At 72.4% G+C, this 22,003-nt stretch carries 14 protein-coding genes; 6 read left to right on the top strand and 8 right to left on the bottom strand.

The genetic code is table 11. The features are described 5' to 3' along the window. The first annotated feature begins 64 nt into the window (after positions 1-64). The gene (locus ACFYX3_RS34405) at positions 65-790 is read left to right on the top strand and encodes an MBL fold metallo-hydrolase (protein ID WP_389022112.1); all 726 of its coding nucleotides are present in this window, start codon (positions 65-67) and stop codon (positions 788-790) included. A gap of 64 nt (positions 791-854) precedes the next feature. On the opposite strand, the gene ACFYX3_RS34400 is transcribed toward ACFYX3_RS34405, so the two are convergent. After that, positions 855-1,664 (bottom strand): DUF4118 domain-containing protein, encoded by an 810-nt coding sequence (locus tag ACFYX3_RS34400; protein WP_389022109.1) that lies wholly within the window; start codon positions 1,662-1,664, stop codon positions 855-857. Positions 1,665-1,971: 307 nt separating this feature from the next. Between ACFYX3_RS34400 and ACFYX3_RS34395 the strand changes: the two genes are divergently transcribed. Beyond that, positions 1,972-3,933: an amino acid transporter gene (locus ACFYX3_RS34395; RefSeq protein ID WP_389022106.1), complete on the top strand. Its 1,962-nt coding sequence runs from the start codon at positions 1,972-1,974 to the stop codon at positions 3,931-3,933. Between the two features lie 225 nt (positions 3,934-4,158). Here ACFYX3_RS34395 and ACFYX3_RS34390 read toward each other — a convergent pair whose 3' ends face one another. The 3 genes from ACFYX3_RS34390 to ACFYX3_RS34380 all read right to left on the bottom strand — a co-directional run bounded on the left by ACFYX3_RS34390 (position 4,159) and on the right by ACFYX3_RS34380 (position 9,259). Continuing rightward, positions 4,159-6,003, bottom strand: a complete 1,845-nt coding sequence (locus ACFYX3_RS34390) for an APC family permease (RefSeq protein ID WP_389022103.1) — start codon at positions 6,001-6,003, stop codon at positions 4,159-4,161. A gap of 131 nt (positions 6,004-6,134) precedes the next feature. Further along, on the bottom strand, positions 6,135-8,873 hold the full coding sequence (locus tag ACFYX3_RS34385) for an ATP-binding protein (RefSeq protein WP_389022101.1): 2,739 nt from the start codon (positions 8,871-8,873) through the stop codon (positions 6,135-6,137). A 74-nt stretch (positions 8,874-8,947) separates the two neighbouring features. Beyond that, complete coding sequence (locus ACFYX3_RS34380) at positions 8,948-9,259, bottom strand: alkylmercury lyase (RefSeq protein ID WP_389022098.1); 312 nt, start codon at positions 9,257-9,259, stop codon at positions 8,948-8,950. Positions 9,260-9,401: 142 nt separating this feature from the next. Between ACFYX3_RS34380 and ACFYX3_RS34375 the strand changes: the two genes are divergently transcribed. Then, positions 9,402-10,007 (top strand): histidine phosphatase family protein, encoded by a 606-nt coding sequence (locus tag ACFYX3_RS34375; protein WP_389022095.1) that lies wholly within the window; start codon positions 9,402-9,404, stop codon positions 10,005-10,007. Between the two features lie 53 nt (positions 10,008-10,060). Here the strand turns inward: ACFYX3_RS34375 and ACFYX3_RS34370 are convergent, their stop codons facing one another. The 3 genes from ACFYX3_RS34370 to ACFYX3_RS34360 form a co-directional block, all read right to left on the bottom strand. Next, positions 10,061-10,765, bottom strand: a complete 705-nt coding sequence (locus ACFYX3_RS34370) for a DUF1345 domain-containing protein (RefSeq protein WP_389022092.1) — start codon at positions 10,763-10,765, stop codon at positions 10,061-10,063. After that, positions 10,762-12,108: a diacylglycerol/lipid kinase family protein gene (locus tag ACFYX3_RS34365; protein ID WP_389022089.1), complete on the bottom strand. Its 1,347-nt coding sequence runs from the start codon at positions 12,106-12,108 to the stop codon at positions 10,762-10,764. Before ACFYX3_RS34365 ends, ACFYX3_RS34370 begins: the two co-directional genes overlap by 4 nt. Positions 12,109-12,383: 275 nt before the next feature. Further along, positions 12,384-13,124: a class I SAM-dependent methyltransferase gene (locus ACFYX3_RS34360; protein WP_389022086.1), complete on the bottom strand. Its 741-nt coding sequence runs from the start codon at positions 13,122-13,124 to the stop codon at positions 12,384-12,386. A gap of 267 nt (positions 13,125-13,391) precedes the next feature. Here ACFYX3_RS34360 and ACFYX3_RS34355 point away from each other — a divergent pair, with 267 nt between their 5' ends. The 3 genes from ACFYX3_RS34355 (at position 13,392) to ACFYX3_RS34345 (ending at position 21,590) form a co-directional block, all read left to right on the top strand. Next, positions 13,392-15,125: a sigma-70 family RNA polymerase sigma factor gene (locus tag ACFYX3_RS34355; RefSeq protein WP_389022083.1), complete on the top strand. Its 1,734-nt coding sequence runs from the start codon at positions 13,392-13,394 to the stop codon at positions 15,123-15,125. Between the two features lie 191 nt (positions 15,126-15,316). Then, positions 15,317-17,272, top strand: coding sequence for an APC family permease (locus ACFYX3_RS34350; RefSeq protein ID WP_389022080.1), 1,956 nt, complete (start codon positions 15,317-15,319; stop codon positions 17,270-17,272). Between the two features lie 178 nt (positions 17,273-17,450). Continuing rightward, complete coding sequence (locus tag ACFYX3_RS34345) at positions 17,451-21,590, top strand: molybdopterin-dependent oxidoreductase (protein ID WP_389022077.1); 4,140 nt, start codon at positions 17,451-17,453, stop codon at positions 21,588-21,590. 19 nt (positions 21,591-21,609) lie between these two features. Here the strand turns inward: ACFYX3_RS34345 and ACFYX3_RS34340 are convergent, their stop codons facing one another. Next, positions 21,610-21,996 carry a VOC family protein gene (locus ACFYX3_RS34340; protein WP_389022073.1) on the bottom strand — a complete coding sequence of 129 codons (387 nt, stop codon included), beginning with the start codon at positions 21,994-21,996 and terminating at the stop codon, positions 21,610-21,612. Between the last annotated feature and the right edge of the window lie 7 nt (positions 21,997-22,003).

The following is a 22,003-nucleotide window of genomic DNA, read 5'->3' as shown; positions in this document are numbered from 1 at the left end:
CGTACTCACCGACCGCCCGCGAACCGCCGCGCGGCGGAAGTCGGCCATGCCCCAGGAGAGAGCCGTGTCCCGAACCAAGGTCGTCCCCATCCCGGTCATGGGCCGGCACAACATCAACGCGTACCTGCTGCTCGGCCGCCGCCCCGTCATCGTCGACGCGGGAACGCCCGGCAGCGGCCGGAAGATCCACGAGCAGATCGCCGCCCACGGGGTGGACCCCACCGACGTGTCGCTGATCGTCATCACCCACGGCCACATCGACCACTTCGGCTCCGCCGCCGAGCTCCACCGGCTGACGGGCGCGCCTGTGGCGGGCCACGCCGCCGACCTGGGGCCGTACCGCAGCGGCCGGGCCCGCGAACCCTACCTGCCCACCGGGCTCATGGGCCGGCTCATGGCCAGGAACAAGAACCTGCACGTCCGCGCCGAACCGTTCGAACCCGACGTCCTGGTGACCGGCGAGACCGGCCTGGAGGACTTCGGGATCGCGGCGCGCATCATGCCCACCCCCGGCCACACCGCCGGATCGGTCTCCGTCCTCACCGACCGAGGAGACCTCGTCGCCGGCGACCTGATCGCCAACTCCCTCTTCGGTCTCGTCCGGGGCCGGCCCGCCGACCCTCCCTTCCACGACGACCCCCTGCACAACCTCGCCAGCCTGCGCGAGATGCTCGCCCTGAACCCCGCCCGCCTCCACGTCGGCCACGGCACCCCACTGGAACCCGACCGGGTCCGCCGCTGGGCCGACCGGGAACACCGGCGGCTGTCGCGACGCGAAGCGAGGAGGTAGTCGGACCGTCAGCCCTTGCCCGGTTCCTCAAGTACACCGAGGAGGCCGGCGACGGTCTCGGCGTTCACAGCTGCACGGCACCCGGCGCCGGGTCGCCGTCCAGCGCGGCGGCGGCCTGGACCGCCAGGTCGACGGCCACCAGCCGCGCCTCCAGGGGCGGCGGTACGGGCACGGGCACGGGGGTCATCACGTAACGTCCCCGGGAGCGCCCGTGGACGACGGCGGGCAGTTCGATCTCCTCGTACGGCCATCCCTGCCGTTCGAGGTCCCAGATCCAGCCGGGCACCGTCACGCTCCCGTCCGGCTCGAGGCGGGCCGAGTCGCCGGTGGAGGCCCCGTGCACGAAGCGGCACGCCTGGAGGTCCAGTACGTCGACCAGTTCCTGTCGTACCCGCTGGACGACCTCGTCGGCGTCGGTACCGTGCCTGGTCAGGCGCGTGACGCCGTGCAGCCGCTCCAGGTGCGTGGCGTCCGCGAGCGCGGCGCGGCCCAGGGTCCGGCCGCGCGCGGCGAGCTGCGACACGATCAGGCCGACGGCGAGGAGCAGGACGGCCGTCTCGACGTCGGCCCGGTCCTGGATGTGGAAGCTCTGGTACGGCTCGGTGTGGAAGAAGTCGAACCACGCGGCGGCCGAGAGGGCCGCGAGCGCGCCGGCGAACCGGTTGCCGAGCGCGGAGACCGCCACGACCACGACGACGAGCAGCAGCGCGAGGTTCGTGTGGGTGACGCTCGCGCGGAGCGGCAGCAGGGCGAGAGCCGCGAGGAACGGTCCGACGAGACCGGCGAGGACCGCGAACACGTCGCGGGCCGAGAACGTCTCATGGAGCGTGAACGTCTCGCGGACGGAGGACGTCGAGAGCGACGGGAACGTCATGACGCACCTCGCAGAACCTGGCGGCGGGCCCCTGCGTCCAGAGTCCGCCCGGCACGGCGCCGGGGGTGTCGGGCGGAGGGGTCTTTGACGCATCCCTGATGAGACGGATCCCTGACGCACACGGGGATCACGGCCGCCGTCCGGGTCCTGCGCAAGCCGCGTGGGTGTGAGGCATCCGACGCCCGGACCGGGGATCTTGACGCTTCCCTGACGCCTACGGGCGGGTCGACGTGCCCCGGCGTGCTTACGCTGACTCGGCCATCCGTGCGATGGCCGAAACCTTCACCCGAACAGCTCAGGAGCACCCATGGCCACCACGACCGATACGCGCATGCGCAGCGGGCGCTTGCGCGCGTGGATGCTGGAGGGCCTCTCCGACATGGGGAAGGGCAAGCCCTCCCGACCCAAGGAACCGGAGCCGGACGCCGGACACAAGGGCCAGCGCTGGTGGCGGGTGATGTGCCTGACCGGCGTCGACTACTTCTCCACCCTCGGCTACCAGCCCGGCATCGCCGCCCTCGCCGCCGGCCTGCTCTCCCCCGTCGCCACCATCGTCCTGGTGATCGTCACCCTCGCCGGCGCGCTGCCGGTCTACCGGCGGGTGGCGGAGGAGAGCCCGCGCGGCGAGGGCTCCATCGCGATGCTGGCGCGTCTCCTTTCGTTCTGGAAGGGCAAGCTGTTCGTCCTCACCCTCCTCGGCTTCGCGGCGACCGACTTCCTGATCACGATCACCCTGTCGGCCGCCGACGCCTCCACCCACCTGGTGGAGAACCCGCACCTGGAGTCGGCGCTGCACGACAAGCAGGTGATCATCACGCTCGTGCTGATCGCCCTGCTCGGCGCGGTGTTCCTGAAGGGCTTCCTGGAGGCCATCGGCGTCGCCGTCGCCCTGGTCGGCGTCTATCTCGCGCTGAACGCGGTGGTCGTGGTGAACGGGCTGTGGCACGTCATCACCGAGGGCCACGTCGTCACCGACTGGACCACCGCCCTGACCGCCGAACACGGAAACGTCTTCGCCATGATCGGCGTGGCCCTGGTCGTCTTCCCGAAGCTGGCGCTCGGCCTGTCCGGCTTCGAGACCGGCGTGGCGGTCATGCCGCACGTCAAGGGCGACGAGAGCGACACCGAGGAGAAGCCGACCGGCCGTATCCGGGACACCAAGAAGCTCCTCACCACGGCCGCCCTGATCATGAGCGTCTTCCTGATCTGCACCAGCTTCATCACGACCGTGCTGATCCCGGCGAAGGAGTTCGAGTCCGGCGGCAAGGCCAACGGCCGCGCGCTGGCCTACCTCGCGCACGAGTACCTGGGCAACACCTTCGGCACCGTCTACGACGTCGCCACCATCGCGATCCTCTGGTTCGCCGGCGCCTCGGCCATGGCCGGGCTGCTCAACCTGATGCCGCGCTACCTGCCCAAGTACGGCATGGCACCCCATTGGGCCCGCGCCGTACGCCCCATGGTCATCGTCTTCACCCTCGTCGCCTTCCTCGTCACGTGGATCTTCGACGCCGACGTCGACGCCCAGGGCGGCGCGTACGCCACCGGCGTCCTGGTCCTGATCTCCTCGGCGGCCATCGCCGTGACGATCGCCGCCCGCAAGGCGGGGCAGAAGGGCTGGACCATCGGCTTCGGCGCCATCTCGGTGGTCTTCCTCTACACCACCGTCGTCAACATCATCGAACGCCCCGACGGCGTGAAGATCGGTGCCTGCTTCATCGCCGGCATCATCCTCATCTCGCTCCTCTCCCGCCTCGGCCGCGCCTTCGAGCTGCGCGTCACCCACGTCGAGCTCGACGAGATGGCCGAACGCTTCATCCAGGACATCTCCCGCCGCACCCCCCGCTTCATCGCCAACGAACCCGGCGCCCGCGACGCCGACGAGTACCGGGCGAAGAAGGACCAGATCCGCGCCGACAACGACGTCCCCGGCGCCGAGGACTTCGTCTTCGTCGAGGTCACCGTCACCGACCCCTCCGAGTTCGAGTCCGGCCTGACCGTGAAGGGCGAGGTCCTCCACGACCGCTTCCGCGTCCTGACCGTGGAGTCCTCCTCGATCCCCAACGCCCTCGCGGCCCTCCTGCTCCACGCCCGCGACCTCACCGGCGTCCGCCCCCACATCTACTTCGAGTGGACCGAGGGCAACCCCTTCGCCAACTTCTTCCGCTTCTTCCTCCTCGGCCGCGGCGAGGTCGCCCCCACCACCCGCGAGATCCTCCGCGAGGCCGAACCCGACCGCGACCTCCGCCCCCGCGTCCACGTCGGCTAGCCAGGCGCCGGCCCGCGAGGGTGCCCTCGGTGAGGACGTACTCGTCGCCGTCGCCGGGCAGGAAGCCCGTGGCGGCGGGGGCGATGTCCGGCGGCATGTCCACGTCCTCGGCAGCGCGCTCGGCGACTCCGCCGCGACCGGGTACGGCGCGGCCCCCGACCGCACCTTCGAGTTCGGCCTGGACGCGATCCTCGACGGCTTCGAGGCACGGCCGGCGAGGACGCTCTAACAGCGGGCTCCGAGCCGGAACCTCAGCCGGCAGACCACGGCGTCCGTGTCCCGGCGTACGGCGTGGGCGACGACCGCGCCCCGCTGGTTCTGCAGCAGCCGCTGCCACAGGTGCTCCGGCTCCGCCTCCGGTACGAGCACGGTGACCCGGGTGTCCGGCTCGGTCTCGCGCAGTGCGCGTACGTACGCGGTGATCGGCCGGCCGAGGGAGCGCCGCTCGGAGGGGAGCCGGACCAGGGGCACACCGGGGTTCCAGAGCGCCCAGTCCCGCTCCAGTGCCCCGGTCTGGGCGAGGTCCTCCGGGTCCGGGTGGCAGACGGTGACCGCGCGGACCTCGTCGCCGAGGGAGACGGCTGCGGTGAGGGCCTCGCTGGTGAGGCGGGTGAGCGAGGAGACCGGGACGAGGACGAGCGAGCGCTCGCGGTGCGGAGCCTCGGGTATCCGGCCGATGCCCAGGCGCTCGTCCAGCCTGCCGTACGCCCGGTGGACGGCCTCGAAGGCCAGGACGAGGACGGGCAGGGCGATCACGATGAGCCAGGCGCCGTCGTGGAACTTGGCGGCGGTGACGACCACCGCGGACACCCCCGTGAGCAGCGCGCCCAGGCCGTTGAGCAGGGCCTTGCCCCACTGCCGGCGGGCCCGCCGGTGCAGCACCATGCCGGTCTGGGCGATGGTGAAGCCGATGAAGACGCCGATCGCGAAGAGTGGGACGAGGGTGTTGGTGTCACCGCCGGAGAAGACGAGCAGGGCGGCGGAGACGACGGCGAGCCACACCACTCCGTGCCGGTGCACCTGCCGGTCGGCCTTGAGGCCGAAGACGTGCGGGACGTAGTTGTCACGGGCCAGCAGCTTCAGCAGGACCGGCAGGCCGCCGAACGACGTGTTCGCCGACAGGGCGAGCAGCACCATGGTCGCGAACTGGACGACGTAGAAAGCGGCGTTGTGGCCGAGGGAGGCGTCGGCGAGCTGGGCGAGGACGGTGACGCCCTCGACGGGCTGGAGGCCGAAGCGGGAGATCAGTACCGACAGGCCGATCAGCATCACACCGAGCAGAGCGCCGAGCGCGACCTCCGCGCGCATCGCCCGCCGGGCGGCGGGGGCGCGGAACGACGGCACGGCGTTGGCGATGGCCTCGACGCCGGTGAGCGCCGAGCAGCCGGACGCGAACGCCTTCAGCAGGAGCAGAGCGCCGACGGCGGTGGCGTTGTCCGCCAGGACCGAGGCGTGCCCGGCCGAGGCCTCGGTCGAGACCGGGGCCTCGCGGAAGAGACCGGCCACGATCAGGACCAGGATCGCGCCGACGAACACGGCGGTGGGCACGATGAAGGCGCGGGCCGAGTCGACGATGCCGCGCAGGTTGATGGCCGTGATGAGCACGAGGACGGCGAGGCAGATCCACAGCCGGTCGTCGTAGAGGCCGGGGAAGGCGGAGGTGAGGGCGGCGACGCCCGCCGTGACGGCGACGGCCACGTTGAGCACGTAGTCCAGGACGAGGGAGCCGGCCGCCACGAGGCTGGTGCGGCGGCCGAGGTGCGTCCTGGCGACGGCGTAGGAGCCGCCGCCGTCCGGGAAGGCGGCGATGACCTGCCGGTACGAGGCGACGAGCACCGCGAGCAGACCGGCGATGGCGAGCGTGACCGGCAGCGTGAAGCCGAGGCCGTGACCGCCGGCGGCGGCCAGGACGAGGACGATCGCCTCGGGGCCGTACGCCACGGAGGCCATCGCGTCGAGCGACAGCGCGGCGAGACCGGTGACGGCGGTCAGCTTGTGCCGCGCGCCGGTATCGGGAGGCTCTTCGGTACCGGGAAGGGCGTCCTTCTCGGTGGTCGGGGCGGTCGTCATGCGGGCGGACTCCTTCGGACTCAGGTCCGCTCAGCGTGCGCCCCGGCCGGAACGGCCTCCGCCGTTCCTGGCGGGATCTTTGCGCCCGTACGCCCGCTCTTCACGCGTTCCTGACGCGCGGGGACGTCGTGTCAGCCCTTCTCGAAGCCGACTTCCCCGAGGAAGCGGCGTGCCGGGTAGTAGACGGAGGGGTCCCCGGCCGCCTTGGCCAGGCGGAGGGCCTGCTTCCAGGAGTGCGACGCCTGCTTCGCCTGGCCGCTGTCGCGCAGGGCGAGGCCGAGGGCGAGCAGGGCGGAGACGCGTCCGGCGTCGTCATGGGCGGCCAGGGCCAGTTCGGCGGCGCGCCGTGCGGCGTCGGCCGCCTGGTCCGGCCGGCGCAGGTTCTGGTGGGCGTAGGCCGCGGTGGTCAGCGATCTGCCCGCGTCGAGGGGGAGGCCGGCCGCTTCCAGGAGCTCGGCGGCCTCGCGGCAGCGGCCGGCGGCCTGAGCGAAGTCACCGCGGGCCAGGGCGACTTCGCCAAGGCCGGCGAGGGACCTCCCCTGCCCCGGCAGGTCGCCGAGGGCCGTCCGGATGTTCAGGGCGTGACGGTGACTGGCCCACGCGTGCTCATGGGCGCCGTGGCGGAGGGCGATGTCGCCCAGGTCCTCCCAGAGACGCGCTTGGGCGGACTTGTCGTCGATGCGGCCGTACGCCTCCACCGCGTTCGTGAAGGCCCGTACGAACCCCGTGAGCACCGTGTCCGTCTCGTCATCGGTGGCAACGCGACCGGCGGTGAGAGAGGCGCCGTCGGCGGCGGTCAACCGCCTGGGGAAGGCCGCGATCACGTCGCAGACCTCGCGCCACGCGTCTCGTTCCTCCGGTGCCGGATCCGGCGGCATCACGCGCAGAGCGCGTAATTGCCAGCGATACGCGGCGTCCGCGTCCGTGATGTCGAGAGGTTCCACCAGCGCGAGACGGGCACAGGCCAGAGCCTCGGGACGGACCTTTCCTGCGCGGTGGCTCAACGCGACGGCTTCGCGCAGGGCCGTCGCGCTCACGGATCGATCCAGACCGGTCGCCGCATCGGCGATCTCCAGGAGGAGGTCGTACGCGGCGTGCCCGGGGCCGTCCTGGTCGAGGACGGGCCTCGCCTCGACGACCGCGCGCAGGGCGTCGCGCAGCGGACCCGTCGCCGTGGTGTACGCCGGTTGCCGGGGCTGCGAGCGTTCCTGCGCCCGCGTCGGCCGCGAGCCCTCGGGGCCACGCGTCGCCTCCCGTACGAGGTCGCGGCGGAACTCCCGTACGACGTCACGGTGAAAGAGGATCAGCTCCAGTGCCGTCGCGGCCGCTTCGTCGTGTCTCCCCGACTCCTCCAGGGCACGGGCCAGATTGCTCATGGCCCAGCTCTTGCCGTCGGAGTCCCGTTCCCCCTCCGCGAAGCGCAGCGCGGTGCGCGCGGCCGACTCCCACTCGGTGAGCCTGCCGTGATGGGCGTGCATGGCGACGACGGCCTCCTGGAGCCGCAGGGCGCCGTCGCTGTCGCCGAACGTCGCGGCCATCGAGACCACGGCCTGGATGTTGGGCTGTTCCCGTTCGAACCACTCCAGTGCCCGGTCCACGTTCTCGAACGCCGCGGAGGGGCCGCCGGTGCCGCGGAGGGTCCGTACCGCCGCGGCCGACCGGATGACGTAGTGGTCGACGAGTTGGTTCGCGGCGGCGTCCTGGTCGTCCTGGTGCCGGCCCAGGAGTTCGATGGCGAAGACGCGCATCAGGTCGTGCTGGCGCCACATGCCGATTCCGGCCCGTTCGACGACATGGGCTCTGCCGAGCTGCTGCAGGAGCCGTCTGGTCTGCGGGGCCGGGCGGCCGATGAGGCGGGCGGCGGTGTCCGCGGTGATGTGCGGTCCGGGGTTGACGGGGAGAAGCCGGAAGAGTCTGGCCTGGTCGTCCGTCAGACGCCGGTAGGAGAGCTCGAAGGTGGCGCGCACGGCCCGCTCGCCGTCGTCGAGGACGTCGAGCCTGCTGTGCGCCCCCTCCAGATCGTCGGCGAGCGAGCCAGGAGTCTGTTCCGGGTCGGCCGCCAGAAGTGCGGTGGCGATGTGGAGGGCCAGGGGAAGACGTCCGCAGAGCCGGGCGAGGCGCACGACCCCTTCCTCGTCGTCCCGGGTGCGGGTGTCACCGGGGCGCAGGAGGGCGAGCTGTTCGGTGATCAGATCCGTCGAGTCGGCTTCGGTGAGGGAGCCGAGTTCCAGGGTGCGTGACCCGCGCACCGCCAGGGTGTGGCGGGACGTGACGACGGCCCGGTGGATCCGTGAGCGCGGCAGCAGGTCGGCCACCTGGGCCGTGGCGCCGGCATTGTCGAGGACGACGAGTACGGGACGTCCTTCGGCCGCGCGATCGGCGAGGAGCCGGTGGTACTGGGCGGCCTGGCCGCGCGGATGGCCGTCCACCGGGCCCTCCCACCCCAGCGCGTGCAGCATCGGGGCGAACGCGTGCTCGGGCTGGACGTGCTCGGCGGGGTCGGGGGCGTAGCCGTTGAGGTCGACGAAGACGGCGCCGCCCGGATACCAGCCCCTCGACACGGCCTCTGCCGCGCACGACCGGGCGAGTGCGGTCTTCCCGATGCCTCCGAGCCCCGCGACCGCGGAGACGACGACCATCGCGGAGGCGTCGTTCGCCGGGTCGATGATCCCCAGCACCGCGTCCGATTCGGTGCTCCGGCCGACGAAGACGTCCCGGACGGCTTCGTCGGCCGGCAGGACGGGCTCGACGACGGCGACGGGTCCCGTGGGTTCCGCGTGCTGATGGAACTCCGACACGTGCAGGTCCCGGCCCGCCTGGACGATCCGCGCCGCGCCCGACGCGCGCGCGTCCATGCGGGGGTCCACCATGCGCCCCATGGTGAACTGCCGTGGTGCCGTTCACAAGAGAGCGGGCGCCTCTTCCGCGATGGCCGGCGGGCGCCTCAGGCCAGGAGCCTCCGCAGGTCCACGACCGCCGGGGCGCCGTCGACCGTGCCGTCGACGTGGCGGTAGATCCGGCAGGACAGGCTCGGTACGGAGCCGGGCGGGGCGAACGGGTCGGTGCCGTCGAGGAGAAGTGTGGGCGAGCCGGTCATCCCCTGCCGGACGGCCTCGTCCTCGTCCGTCACCTCGATCCACTCGACGGGCACCGTCCGCCCCTGGAGCGCTTCGGCGATCCGCTCGCGGACCAGTCGGGCGTTCGGGCAGTCGGGCACGGTCAGCACCGTGATGCGGGTCGTCCCGGGGCTGCTCATGACGTCCTCCCTCGTTCCATGGACCCACCTCGACCGCGCGCGGGCAAGCGGGGCGCGGTGCCGCAGGGGGCGGGCGTGTGTGGGCCGGTATGTCGTCCTCGGGAAGCTGTCGAGGAAGCCGGAGAGGAAGGAGCGGTGGGTCATGGGTGACCTCCTCCTGATCCGTCACGGGGAGACGGAGTGGAGTGCCGCCGGGCGGCACACCGGACGGACCGATCTGCCGCTCACCCCGGACGGTGAGGCGGAGGCGCGCTCGCTCGCGCCGTCCTTCTCCGGCCGGTCGTTCGCCTTCGTGCTCACCAGTCCGCTGCGGCGGGCCCGGAGCACGGCCGAGCTGGCCGGGCTGCGGGGTGCGGAGACCGACGAGGACCTGTGCGAGTGGGACTACGGCGGGTACGAGGGGTCGACCACTGCCGGCATCCAGGAGGACCGGCCGGACTGGTCGCTGTGGCGCGACGGCGTGCCTCCGCATCCCGACGGGCGCCCGGGCGAGTCCGCCGAGGACGTGGGGCGGCGGGCCGACCGGGTCCTGGCCCGCGTCGCGCCCGTCCTCGCGGGCTCCGGGGACGACGGTGTGGTGGTGGCGCACGCGCATCTGCTGCGGGTCCTCACCGCCCGGTACCCGGGCCTGCCGGCGGCCGACGGGCGGCTGTTCCTCCTGACGACGGCGACGGTCGGACGGCTTTCGACGGAGCACGGGCTGCCGGTGGTCGCGGGCTGGAACCAGCGACCGTTCCCCGCCTCCTGATCCTCGCGGCCGGTTCCCCTCCGCCCGCTCTCCGGCTCCTGGTCTCCGGGCCGTCAGATGCTGTCCAGGGCGGAGACCAGGCTCGCGACCGTGACGGTGTTGAACACGAACGCGATGCACGCGTTGACCGTCACGGTCCGGCGCATCTCCCGGGACGTCACGTTGACGTCGGTCGTGCCGAAGGTCGTCATGACCGAGAGGGCGAAGTACACGTAGTCGGCCCAGACCGGGTTCTCCTCGTCGGGGAACTCCAGCGCCCGCTGGTCCTCCACGAGGTTGTCGGCCTGGAAGGCGACCGCGAAGGACACGGCCACGCAGACCCAGGCGAGGGCGACCAGGATGAGCGCCACCACGGCCCGGCCGACCGGTTCGAGCGTGGTGCCGATGTGCCCGGGCCGCCACACCACGGCCACCCCGAGCGCGGCGGCCGAGATGAGGATCGACACCCCCGGCCCGGGCGCCGTGCCGTACACGTACCGCTGGAGCACCGTGCCCCGCGACTCGCGGTCGGCCCAGTCGCGGACCCGTTCCGGGGACGCGGTGGAGAAGGCGACCACGGTGAGCATGAGGTACGGGAAGAGGTAGGTGAGCAGCAGCAGTACGCAGACGTCCGCCCCGGAGACGTCGGCCCCGCTGCTGTCGAGGACGAGGAGGAGCGCCGCCGTTCCCGCGGCGATGAGCCCGCTGACCGCCCCCCGGCGACGCTCGGAGAGCCAGCGGCTCCGGCGACGCCGGGAGGCCGGTTCGGGCTCCGTCACGGAGAGGACCCGGCGGGCCGCTCCGTGCGGCCGAACGCGAGGTCGAAGATCCGGCGCCACCGCACGGCCGGCACCGGTGCGGGGACGCCCGGGCGGTCGCGGGGGACGAGGACGCGCAGGGCGCCGGGGCGCAGCGTGCACACGACCGGCGTCGGCATCCGCAGCGCCTCGCCGTCGACCGCCACCGGGATCTCCTCCGCGTCGGAGTCCACCTCGACGCGGTGTGCGGTCAGGACGGTGAGACCCGTGGACTGCGAGCCCCGTACGGCCAGGTCGGCGGCCTGGGCCGCGTCCTCCACCCTGATCCCGACCACCCCCAGCTCGCCGTCGTCGAGACTGGGCCGGCGGCCGGCTCCGCCGAGCTCGTCGGGCGAGACGTACGGGTTGTTGCTGACGAGCAGGGCCTGCTGGGACGAGAGCGTCGTGTCGTCGACCCGTGCGTCGAGCCGTCGCACGCCCTCGCCGAGCAGCAGGTCCGGCATGACGGTGAGGATCGTGCCCGCCTTGGCGTCGCGGTACTCGGGGCGCTGGACCACGTCCGCGTACACCCCGAAGGACACGGTGTTGACGAAGGGCCGGCCGGCGACGTCACCGAGGTCGATCCGGAGCTCCTCGCCGTCGGTCAGCGCGTCGAGGCAGCGCGACGGGTCGGTGCGGTCGAGGCCCAGGTCCATGGCGAAGTGGTTGCGGGTGCCGGCCGACACGACCAGGAACGGCAGGTCGTGCTCGGCGGCGACGGCCGCGACCAGGGCCTGGGTGCCGTCGCCGCCCGCGACGCCGAGCAGGTCCGCTCCCTCGGCCACCGCCCCGCGGGCCAGTGCGGCGACGTCGGCGTGGACGGACGGGTCGAGCAGGATCACCCGGGCGCCGAGCGCCTCCGCCCGCTCGACCAGTCCGAAGCGGCCGACCTTCCCGCCCCCGGACTTCGGGTTCATGATCAGGACCGGTCGCCTCGGCGGGGGCGCCACGACCGCCGCCTGTTTCGACCGCTCCGGGCGCGATCTGCGCAGCGCCTGCCGCGCGCAGGCCAGGGCCACGGCCCAGCACACGGCCAGGACCAGCGCCAGCAGCCAGAGGCCCTCGTACGCGAAGAGGACGAAGACCCCGACGGGTGCGGCGACCGCGAGAAGCGCCCCGAAGAGGCGCGTCACTCCGCGGTGCGCGACGAACCACCAGATGCCGGCGGCACAGAGGACGAGGCCGAGGAACCCTGCCACGACCACGATCAGGCCGCCGTCCCCCACCGCGAGGAGGAGCACGACCAGTGAACCGGCGGCCGCGAGCACGGCCAGCCGGGCCAGCAGCCGCGCGGCCGGACTCCCTGCGGGGCCTGACCCTTCCATGCCGTCCTCTCCCCTGCCGTCTGCGACCCCGAGGCCGGCGACCGCGAGATCGGATGACCCCGAGGCCGGGCGACTCGGAAGTCGAGCGACCGCCGAAGCCAGGCGCCCCTCAGGCCGTTCGACCGCCAGGCCGCTGGGCCGCCACGCGACCGTGCGGTCCCGTGCCTCGTCCGGGGTACCAGCCTGACCGCTCCCGGCGCCGAAGGCATCCGGACGCGGCCGTTCGGGCTCCCCGGACGCACGCGCGCGCGTGCCCCGGGGAACCCGGCCGGCCGTCAGGCGCGGCAGTGCAGGAGCTCGAAGGGCGGGTTGGCGAGGCAGTCCGCCCAGAAGTCCGCGCCGTACTCGCGGACGCCGGCCTCGGACACATCGAGCGGCACCCAGGTCAGCTCGCTGAAACCGGCCGCCCGCAGGGACCCCTCGTAGACCTCGCGGCGCGGGCAGGCGCCCACGAACGAGATCGGCGGGTCGAGCAGCGCCGTGATCCGGACGCGCGGCCCGGTCTCGATCTCCTCGCCGGTCGCCTCGCAGAGGAAGCCGTACTTCTCCAGGGACGGCCCGTCGAAGCGGTAGTCGGGCTTCTGGGCGAGCACGAAGAACTCGCCACCGGGCCTCAGGCTGCGGTGCACGTTGCGGCACATCCGCTCCATGGCCGCGACGTCCGGGGCGTAGTTGAGCAGCTGGACGCCCAGCGCGAGGTCGAAGGGCTCGTCGAGCTCGCGCAGCTCGGCCACGTCGCCCACCTCGTAGCGCACGCCCAGCGGCTCGCTCTCCTCGAACACCCGTGCGGCGGCGACCATCTCGCCGGAGATGTCGATGCCGAGCACCTCGGAGGCCCCGCGCCGCTTGAGCTCCCTGCTGTAGAAGCCGGTGCCGGAGGCGAGGTCGAGCACCGACCTGCCCCGTACGTCACCGACCATGGCCAGGAAGCTGGGCACCTCCCCGTACTTCGTCAGCGGCAGGGACTTGAATCCCTCGAACGCCTCACCGATCTCGTCGTACAGCTGCACGCTCATCGCGCTGCCCTCCCCGTGCTCGGTCGTGCTCCTGATGATCAGTCGCGCCTCGGCAGTCTTGCCGGACAGCCGCGGTACTCCGTACTGGCAGATCCCACGAAGTCCGGGACCCCGCGATGGCCTCCCGTACGGGAGGGCGTACGGTTCCGTCCGGCCGACGCGGATTCCGGATCTCCTCCGCCGATTCCTGTTATCGGGCCCGCTCCCGGTGATCTCCCCTCATGTTGGCCGTCGACGACAGCGGGAACGGACAGGGTGATTCGAGGCATGGGCGCACAGCACGGTACGGAACTGGTCAGAGCGGCACAGAGTGGAGATCCGCGGGCGCAGGACCGGCTCATCGCGCTCCACCTGCCGCTGGTCTACAACATCGTGGGCCGGGCGATGAACGGGCACCACGACGTCGACGACGTCGTGCAGGAGACGATGCTGCGGGCGCTCGCCGGACTCGGCGACCTGCGGTCCCCGGACAGTTTCCGGTCCTGGCTGGTCGCCATCACCATGAACGGCGTCCGGGCCCACTGGCACCGGCAGCAGCAGGCGGGCTTCCCCGCGGACGACCTCGACGACGCCCGCGAGATCCCGCAGCCGGGGTCCGATTTCGTCGAGCTGGCCGTGGTCCGGCTCAACCTGTCCGGCCAGCGGCGCGAGACCGCCGAGGCGACCCGCTGGCTGGAGCCGGACGACCGGGACCTGCTGTCCCTGTGGTGGCTGGAATGCGCCGGCGAGCTGAGCCGCCACGAGGTGGCGGCCGCGCTTCAGCTGTCCCCGCAGCACACCGCGGTGCGGGTCCAGCGGATGAAGGAACGGCTGGAGACCGCGCGGGTCGTCGTGCGGGCGCTGTCGCAGAACCCGGCCTGCGAGACGCTGCGGTACGAGACCGGCACCTGGGACGGCCGTCCGTCCGCCCTGTGGCGCAAGCGCATCGCCCGGCACGCGCGCGCGTGCGCGTACTGCGCCGGGATGTGGAGCGGGCTCGTACCGGCGGAGGGTCTCCTCGCCGGGCTCCTCCTGGTGCCCCCGGCCGCGCTGCTCCTCGCCGACGTCCGCGAGCGGGCCGGCTTCGGGACGACCGGGGCCGAGACGGCCGGTTTCGAGACGGCGGCGGCCACGACCACGACCGCTCCGCTCGGTACCCCGCTCGCCTCACCCCGCCCCGGGGGCGGAGCCGGGTCCGGCTCCGGGCCGGGTGGAGCGTCCGCCGGCCGTGGCGCCCGGAGCACCCGTGCCACCCGCCGTCGGCGGCGGCAGCGGCGGGGCCGCAGGCGCGCCGTCGTCGCCGCGGGCATAGCCGTGGTGACGGTCGCCGGCGGCGCGTTCCTGCTGACCACGGGCCCTGAGGAGGGTACGGAGACCAGGGACACGACCCTCGCCACGACGACCGACACCGGCCTGCCCACCCCGCAGGAGACCACCACGGCGCCGGTGGCGACCTCCTCCTCGGCCACCCCTTCTCCGTCGCCGTCCAAGACCCCCCGCAAGACCCCCAAGCCGTCGCGCCCCACGCCGACCGCCACCCGCACCTCGCCGCCGGCACCGCCCCGCCCGACGCGTACCACCGCGTCCGCGACCGCACCCGCGCCCCGGCCCACCGGCACGAGCAGCGGCTCCGGTTCCGGTTCCGGTTCCACCGCGCAGCAGGTGATCAGCCTGGTGAACTCGGAGCGCGCCAAGGCGGGCTGCGGACCGCTGACCGAGAACTCCCTGCTCACCAAGGCCGCCCAGGGGCACTCCGACGACATGGCCGCGCGGGACTTCTTCGACCACACCAACCCCGACGGCGACGGCCCCGGCGAGCGGATCACGGCCGCCGGGTACGCGTGGTCGTCGTACGGCGAGAACATCGCGAAGGGCCAGACCACCGCGGCGCAGGTGATGGAGTCGTGGATGAACAGCCCCGGCCACCGGGCGAACATCCTGAACTGCGGTTTCAAGGAGATCGGCATCGGGATCCACACCTCCGGCGGCCCCTACTGGACGCAGGCCTTCGGCAGCCGCTGAGGCCGGAGGCATCAGGTGTTCCGTACGAGGACGGCGTCCGAGAGGGGGATCTTGCCGCCTCCGTGACACGTGACCCGGGGATCCGGGGCATATGTGCTGTTCAGGCTCGCACGGCCGTCCATCCGGCGGCCGGGGGCCGACAGCCGGGTCGACCGCCGCGTCGACACCCGCCCACACCTCAGGGACATCCGATGGCCGCCACGAACGACGCCCGCTCCGGACGCCTGCGTGCGTGGATGCTGGAGGGCCTCTCCGACATGGGGAAGGGCAAGCCCTCCCGCCCCAAGGAACCGGAGCCGGACGCCGGACACAAGGGCCAGCGCTGGTGGCGGGTGATGTGCCTGACCGGCGTCGACTACTTCTCCACCCTCGGCTACCAGCCCGGCATCGCCGCCCTCGCCGCAGGGCTCGTCTCCCCCATCGCGACCATCGTCCTGGTGATCGTGACGCTGGCCGGCGCGCTGCCGGTCTACCGGCGGGTGGCGGAGGAGAGCCCGCACGGCGAGGGCTCCATCGCGATGCTCTCCCGACTGCTGTCGTTCTGGAAGGGCAAGCTGTTCGTCCTCACCCTCCTCGGCTTCGCGGCGACCGACTTCCTGATCACGATCACCCTGTCGGCCGCCGACGCCTCCACCCACCTCGTCGAGAACCCCCATCTCGAGGAGGCACTGCACGACAAGCAGATGATCATCACGCTCGCGCTGATCGCCCTGCTCGGCGCGGTGTTCCTGAAGGGCTTCCTGGAGGCCATCGGCGTCGCCGTCGTCCTCGTCGGGATCTACCTCGCCCTGAACGCGGTCGTCGTGGTCAGCGGCCTGTGGCACGTCATCACCGAGGGCCACGTCGTCACCGACTGGACCACCGCCCTGACCGCCGAACACGGCAACGTCTTCGCCATGGTCGGAGTCGCCCTGCTCGTCTTCCCGAAGCTCGCGCTGGGTCTCTCCGGCTTCGAGACCGGCGTGGCGGTCATGCCGCACGTCCAGGGCGATCCGGACGACACGGAGACCGAGCCCACGGGCCGCATCCGGGACACCAAGAAGCTCCTCACCACGGCCGCCCTGATCATGAGCGTCTTCCTGATCTGCACCAGCTTCATCACGACCGTGCTGATCCCGGAGCAGGAGTTCGAGCCCGGCGGCAGCGCCAACGGCCGCGCGCTGGCCTACCTCGCGCACGAGTACCTGGGCAACACCTTCGGCACCGTCTACGACATCTCGACGATCGCGATCCTCTGGTTCGCGGGCGCCTCGGCCATGGCCGGGCTGCTCAACCTGATGCCGCGCTACCTGCCCAAGTACGGCATGGCGCCGCACTGGGCCCGTGCCGTACGCCCCATGGTGATCGTGTTCACCCTGGTCGCCTTCCTGGTGACCTGGATCTTCGACGCCAGTGTCGACGCCCAGGGCGGCGCGTACGCGACGGGTGTCCTGGTGCTGATCTCCTCGGCCGCGATCGCCGTGACCATCGCCGCCCGCAAGGCCCGCCAGAAGAACTGGGCCATCGGCTTCGGCGTCATCTCGGTGGTCTTCCTCTACACCACCGTCGTCAACATCATCGAACGCCCCGACGGCGTGAAGATCGGCGCCTGCTTCATCGCCGGCATCATCCTCATCTCGCTCCTCTCCCGCCTCGGCCGCGCCTTCGAACTCCGCGTCACCCACATCGAGCTCGACGCCATGGCCGAACGCTTCATCCAGGACATCTCCCGCCGCACCCCCCGCTTCATCGCCAACGAACCGGACAAGCGGGACATCGTCGAGTACCGCGACAAGATCGAGCAGATCCGCGCCGACAACGATCTGCCGACCACGGAGGACTTCGTCTTCATCGAGGTGACGGTCACCGACCCGTCCGAGTTCGAGGCGGGCCTGACCGTGCGCGGCGAGGTCCTGCACGAGCGCTACCGCGTCCTCACGGTCGAGTCGTCCTCCGTCCCCAACGCCCTGGCCGCCCTCCTGCTCCACGCCCGCGACCTCACCGGCGTCCGCCCCCACATCTACTTCGAGTGGACCGAGGGCAACCCCTTCGCCAACTTCTTCCGCTTCTTCCTCCTCGGCCGCGGCGAGGTCGCCCCCACCACCCGCGAGATCCTCCGCGAGGCCGAACCCGACCGCGACCGCCGCCCCCGCGTCCACGTCGGCTGAGTCGCCGCGCGATCTCACACCCGGCCGGGCCGGTGCGTGCGGCGGGTGTAACGCCGGGGGCGTCCGAGGTGTGACGGACCGAAATTCGATCTTCCTACGGTGCTGTTCACGGGCCTGTTCCGTCGCGGCGGACCGGCCCCGTCTCTGGACGGTACGCGCACCGTGAGGTGGGATTTCGGTGGGATCTGGCTCGAACGCGGACGTGGGCGACGGCAGCGTCCGCACCGTCTGCTCCTACTGCGGGGTCGGCTGCGGGATCGTCCTGGACGTACGCCGTGACCCCGCCACCGGCCGCCGCCTCGCGGTGAAGGCGACCGGGGACCGGGCACACCCCGCCAACGCGGGCCGCCTCTGCACCAAGGGGGCGACGAGCGCGGACATGCTGGCCGCGCCCGGGCGGGCCGAGAAGGCGCTCGTACGGCCCGAACGGGGTGCGCAGCCGGTCGAGACGGACGTGGACGAGGCGATCGCGTCGGTCGCCGCCCGGCTGAAGCAGGTCGTGGACGAGCACGGTCCCGACGCGCTGGCCTTCTACGTGTCGGGGCAGATGTCCCTGGAGGCGCAGTACCTGGCGAACAAGCTGGCCAAGGGCTTCGTCCGCACCAGCAGGATCGAGTCGAACTCCCGGCTCTGCATGGCCTCCGCCGGGTCCGGCTACAAGCTGTCGCTGGGCGCGGACGGCCCGCCCGGCTCGTACCAGGACTTCGACCACGCGGACGTGTTCCTCGTGATCGGCTCCAACATGGCGGACTGCCACCCGATCCTGTTCCTGCGGATGATGGAGCGGGTCAAGGCCGGCGCCAGGCTGATCGTCGTCGACCCGCGCCGCAGCGCCACCGCCGACAAGGCGGACCTCCACCTGCCGCTCAGGCCCGGCACCGACCTGGCGCTCCTCAACGGCCTGCTGCACCTGCTCGTCGAGAACGGTCACACCGACGAGGAGTTCATCGCCGAGTTCACCGAGGGCTGGGAGCAGCTGCCCGGGCTCCTCGCCGACCATCCACCGCATCGTGTCGCGGAGATCACCGGCCTCGCCGAGGCCGACATCCGGGAGGCCGCCCGGTGGATCGGCGAGGCCGGTGCCTGGACGAGCTGCTGGACCATGGGCCTGAACCAGTCCACGCACGGCACCTGGAACACCAATGCCCTGGTGAACCTGCACCTCGCCACCGGCGCCATCTGCCGCCCCGGGGCGGGCCCCTTCTCGCTGACCGGCCAGCCCAACGCCATGGGCGGGCGCGAGATGGGCTACATGGGGCCCGGTCTGCCCGGACAGCGGTCGGTCCTCGTCGACGAGGAGCGGGCGTTCGTGGAGCGGCTGTGGGACATACCGGAGGGCTCGCTGCGCACGGAGGCGGGAAGCGGCACCGTCGAGATGTTCGAGCGGATGGCCGCGGGCGAGATCAAGGCCTGCTGGATCATCTGCACCAACCCGGTCGCCTCCGTCGCCAACCGGAAGACGGTCATCGCCGGCCTGGAGACCGCCGAACTCGTCGTCGCCCAGGACGTGTTCACCGAGACTGAGACGAACGCGTACGCCGATGTCCTCCTCCCGGCGACGCTGTGGGCGGAGTCCGACGGCGTCCTGGTCAACTCCGAGCGGAACCTCACCCTCGTCCAGGGGGTCGTCGACCCGCCGGGGCAGGCGCTGCCCGACTGGGAGCTGATCGCCCGGGTCGCCCGCGCCATGGGGTTCGCCGACGCCTTCGCGTACTCCTCCGCCGAGGAGGTCTTCGAGGAGCTCAAGCAGGCGTGGAACCCCGCGACCGGCTGGGACCTGCGGGGCGTCTCGTACGAACGGCTGCGCGCCGCGCCGGTCCAGTGGCCGGCCCCCACGGCCGGAGGACCTGACCGCAACCCGATCCGGTACCTCAACGACGGCGTCAGCCAGACCCTCCTGGAGCGCGCCGACGGCACCCGTCCGCGCCTCGCCTTCCCGACCCCGAGCGGCCGCGCCCGCTTCTTCGCCCGCCCGCACCTGCCGGCCGCCGAACTGCCGGACGACGACTACCCGTTCGTCCTCAACACCGGTCGCCTTCCGCATCAGTGGCACACCATGACGAGGACCGGCAAGGTTCCGAAGCTGGCCAGGCTCCACCCGGGCCCGTTCGTCGAGATCCATCCCGGGGACGCGGAGGGCCTCGGGATCGCGGAGGGCGACCACGTGGAGATCGCGTCCCGTCGCGGGCGCGCCGTCCTGCCCGCCGTCGTCACCGACCGGGTCCTGCCCGGGAACTGCTTCGCCCCCTTCCACTGGAACGACCTGTTCGGCGAGTACGTCAGCATCAACGCCGTCACCCACGACGCCGTCGACCCCGTCTCCTCCCAGCCCGGGTTCAAGGCCTGCGCCGTCACCCTGACCAGGACGACCGCGCCGACGACGGCGGATGTGCCCGAGGTCGCGGCCCCCGTCCCCGCGGTCGCGGAGCCCGTCCCCGCACTCGCCGCGCTGTTCGGGATCGACGACCTCGCCCCCGTGGCGCTCGCCGGACCGGAGCGCCGCTACCTCGCCGGCTTCCTCTCGGGGCTCGCCCTCGCACCGGCCGACGGGCGCGTGCCCGTGCTGCCGCCCGACGCGCCGTTCGCCCCGGAACCCGCCTCCTGGGTCAACGGCGTGCTCGCCGGCATGTTCTCCCGTACGACCGCGCCCGTGGTGGCCTCCCCCGGAGCACCCGAGGCACCCGCCCGCCGCCTGCTGATCCTCTGGGCCTCGCAGACCGGTACCGCCGAGGAGTTCGCCGCCACCGCCGCCGCGCGCCTGACCGCGGCCGGCCGGCTCCCCGAGCTGCTGCCCATGACGGACATCGCCCCGGCCCGGCTCGGCCCCGGCACCGATCTGCTCGTCGTCACCAGCACGTTCGGCGACGGGGACGCCCCCGACAACGGCGCCGGGTTCTGGGAGGCGCTGTCCGCCCCGGACGCCACGCCCCTGGAGGGCGTCCGGTACGCCGTGCTCGCCTTCGGCGACACCGCCTACGACGACTTCTGCGGGCACGGCCGGCGCGTCGACGAACGGCTCGCCGCGCTCGGCGGGACCCGCCTGGTCCCTCGTACGGACTGCGAACCCGACTTCGAGGAGGCCGCCGAGAGGTGGCTCGGCCAGGTGGTCACGGCCCTGGACGCGACCGGGGAACGGCAAGCCGCCTCCACCCCCACCACGAGCACGAGCACAACCACGGCCACGGCCACGGCCACGGCCACGGCCACCAAGACCTCTCCCTTCGCCACCCTCCTCGTCGGCAACAGGCTGCTGAGCCTGCCCGGTTCGCAGAAGGAGGTACGGGAGTTCGCCTTCGACACCCGGGACGGCGAGCTCGCCTACGAGGCCGGTGACGCGCTCGGCGTGTGGCCGGTCAACGGCGCCGGGCTCGTCGCCGAATGGCTGGCCCTCACCGGCCTCGACCCCGCCGGGCCCGTGGACCTCGGGGACGGTCCGCTGCCCTTCGAGGAGGCGCTGCGCACCCGCCTGGACATCTCCCGCATCAGCTCCGAGCTGCTGCGGTTCCTGGCTGCGCGCACCGGCAGCCAGGAGCTGAAGCGGCTCCTTCGTCCGGACAACAAGGAGGCGCTGGCGAAGTGGAGTTGGGGCCGGCAGGCAGCCGACGTCGCCGCCGCGTTCCCCGTCCGGGCCCCGGCCGCGGAGTGGGCGGACGCGCTCGGGCGCCTGCGGCCCCGGTTGTACTCGATCTCGTCCAGCCCCCTCGCGCACCCCGGCGAGGTGCGGCTCACCGTCTCCGTGGTCCGCTACACGAACGACCTCGGCCGGGACCGCAGGGGCGTGTGCTCGACGTATCTGGCGGACTGCGCCGACGACGGCCCGGTGCAGGTCTTCGTGCGGCGCTCGCCCGGCTTCCGGCCGCCCGCCGACCCGTCGACGCCCATGGTCATGGTCGGTCCCGGCACGGGCGTGGCCCCGTTCGTCGGTTTCCTCCAGGACCGTCTCGCCCGCGGCCACACCGCCCCCAACTGGCTGTTCTTCGGCGAGCAGCGCGAGGCCACGGACTTCTACCACCGGCGGGAGCTGGAGGCGTACCTGGAGTCGGGCCACCTCGCCCGTCTCGACCTGGCCTTCTCGCGGGACCAGCGGAACAAGGTGTACGTCCAGGACCGGATGCGGGAGAACGGCGCCCGTCTGTGGCAGTGGCTCCGGGACGGCGCCCACTTCTACGTGTGCGGCGACGCGGAGCGCATGGCCAAGGACGTCGACCGGGCGCTGCGGGAGGTCGTCGCCGCCCATGGGGGCATGGACGACGACGAGGCCGCCGCCTACGTGAGACGGCTCGCCGCGGACAAGCGCTACGTCCGGGACGTGTACTGAGGTCTGCCGAAGGGTCCGGTCAGGGGAGCTGGACGATCTGGATGAGGTTGCCGCAGGTGTCGTCGAGGACCGCGATGGTGACCGGGCCGGCCTCCGTCGGCTCCTGGGCGAAGCGGACGCCGAGGGCGCTCAGCCGCTCGTACTCCGCGCGGACGTCGTCGACGGCGAAGGAGGTGGCGGGGATGCCGTCGTCGAGCAGGGCCTTCGCGTACGCCTTCGCCGCCGGGTGCGCGTCGGGCTCCAGGAGCAGTTCGGTGCCGTCGGGGGTCTCCGGGGAGACGACCGTCAGCCAGCGGTAGTCACCGAGGGGGACCTCCGTCTTCTTCACGAAGCCCAGCTTCTCGGTGTAGAAGCCGAGGGCCTTGTCCTGGTCGTCGACGAAGACGCTGGTGACGTGGATCCGCATGAGCATT

It is taken from the genome of Streptomyces sp. NPDC002463 (genome assembly GCF_042889835.1).
Classification (GTDB): Bacteria; Actinomycetota; Actinomycetes; order Streptomycetales; family Streptomycetaceae; genus Streptomyces; species Streptomyces nymphaeiformis.
Note: the sequence above shows the minus strand (reverse complement) of the source record. Positions and strands in the feature narration are given on the sequence as shown.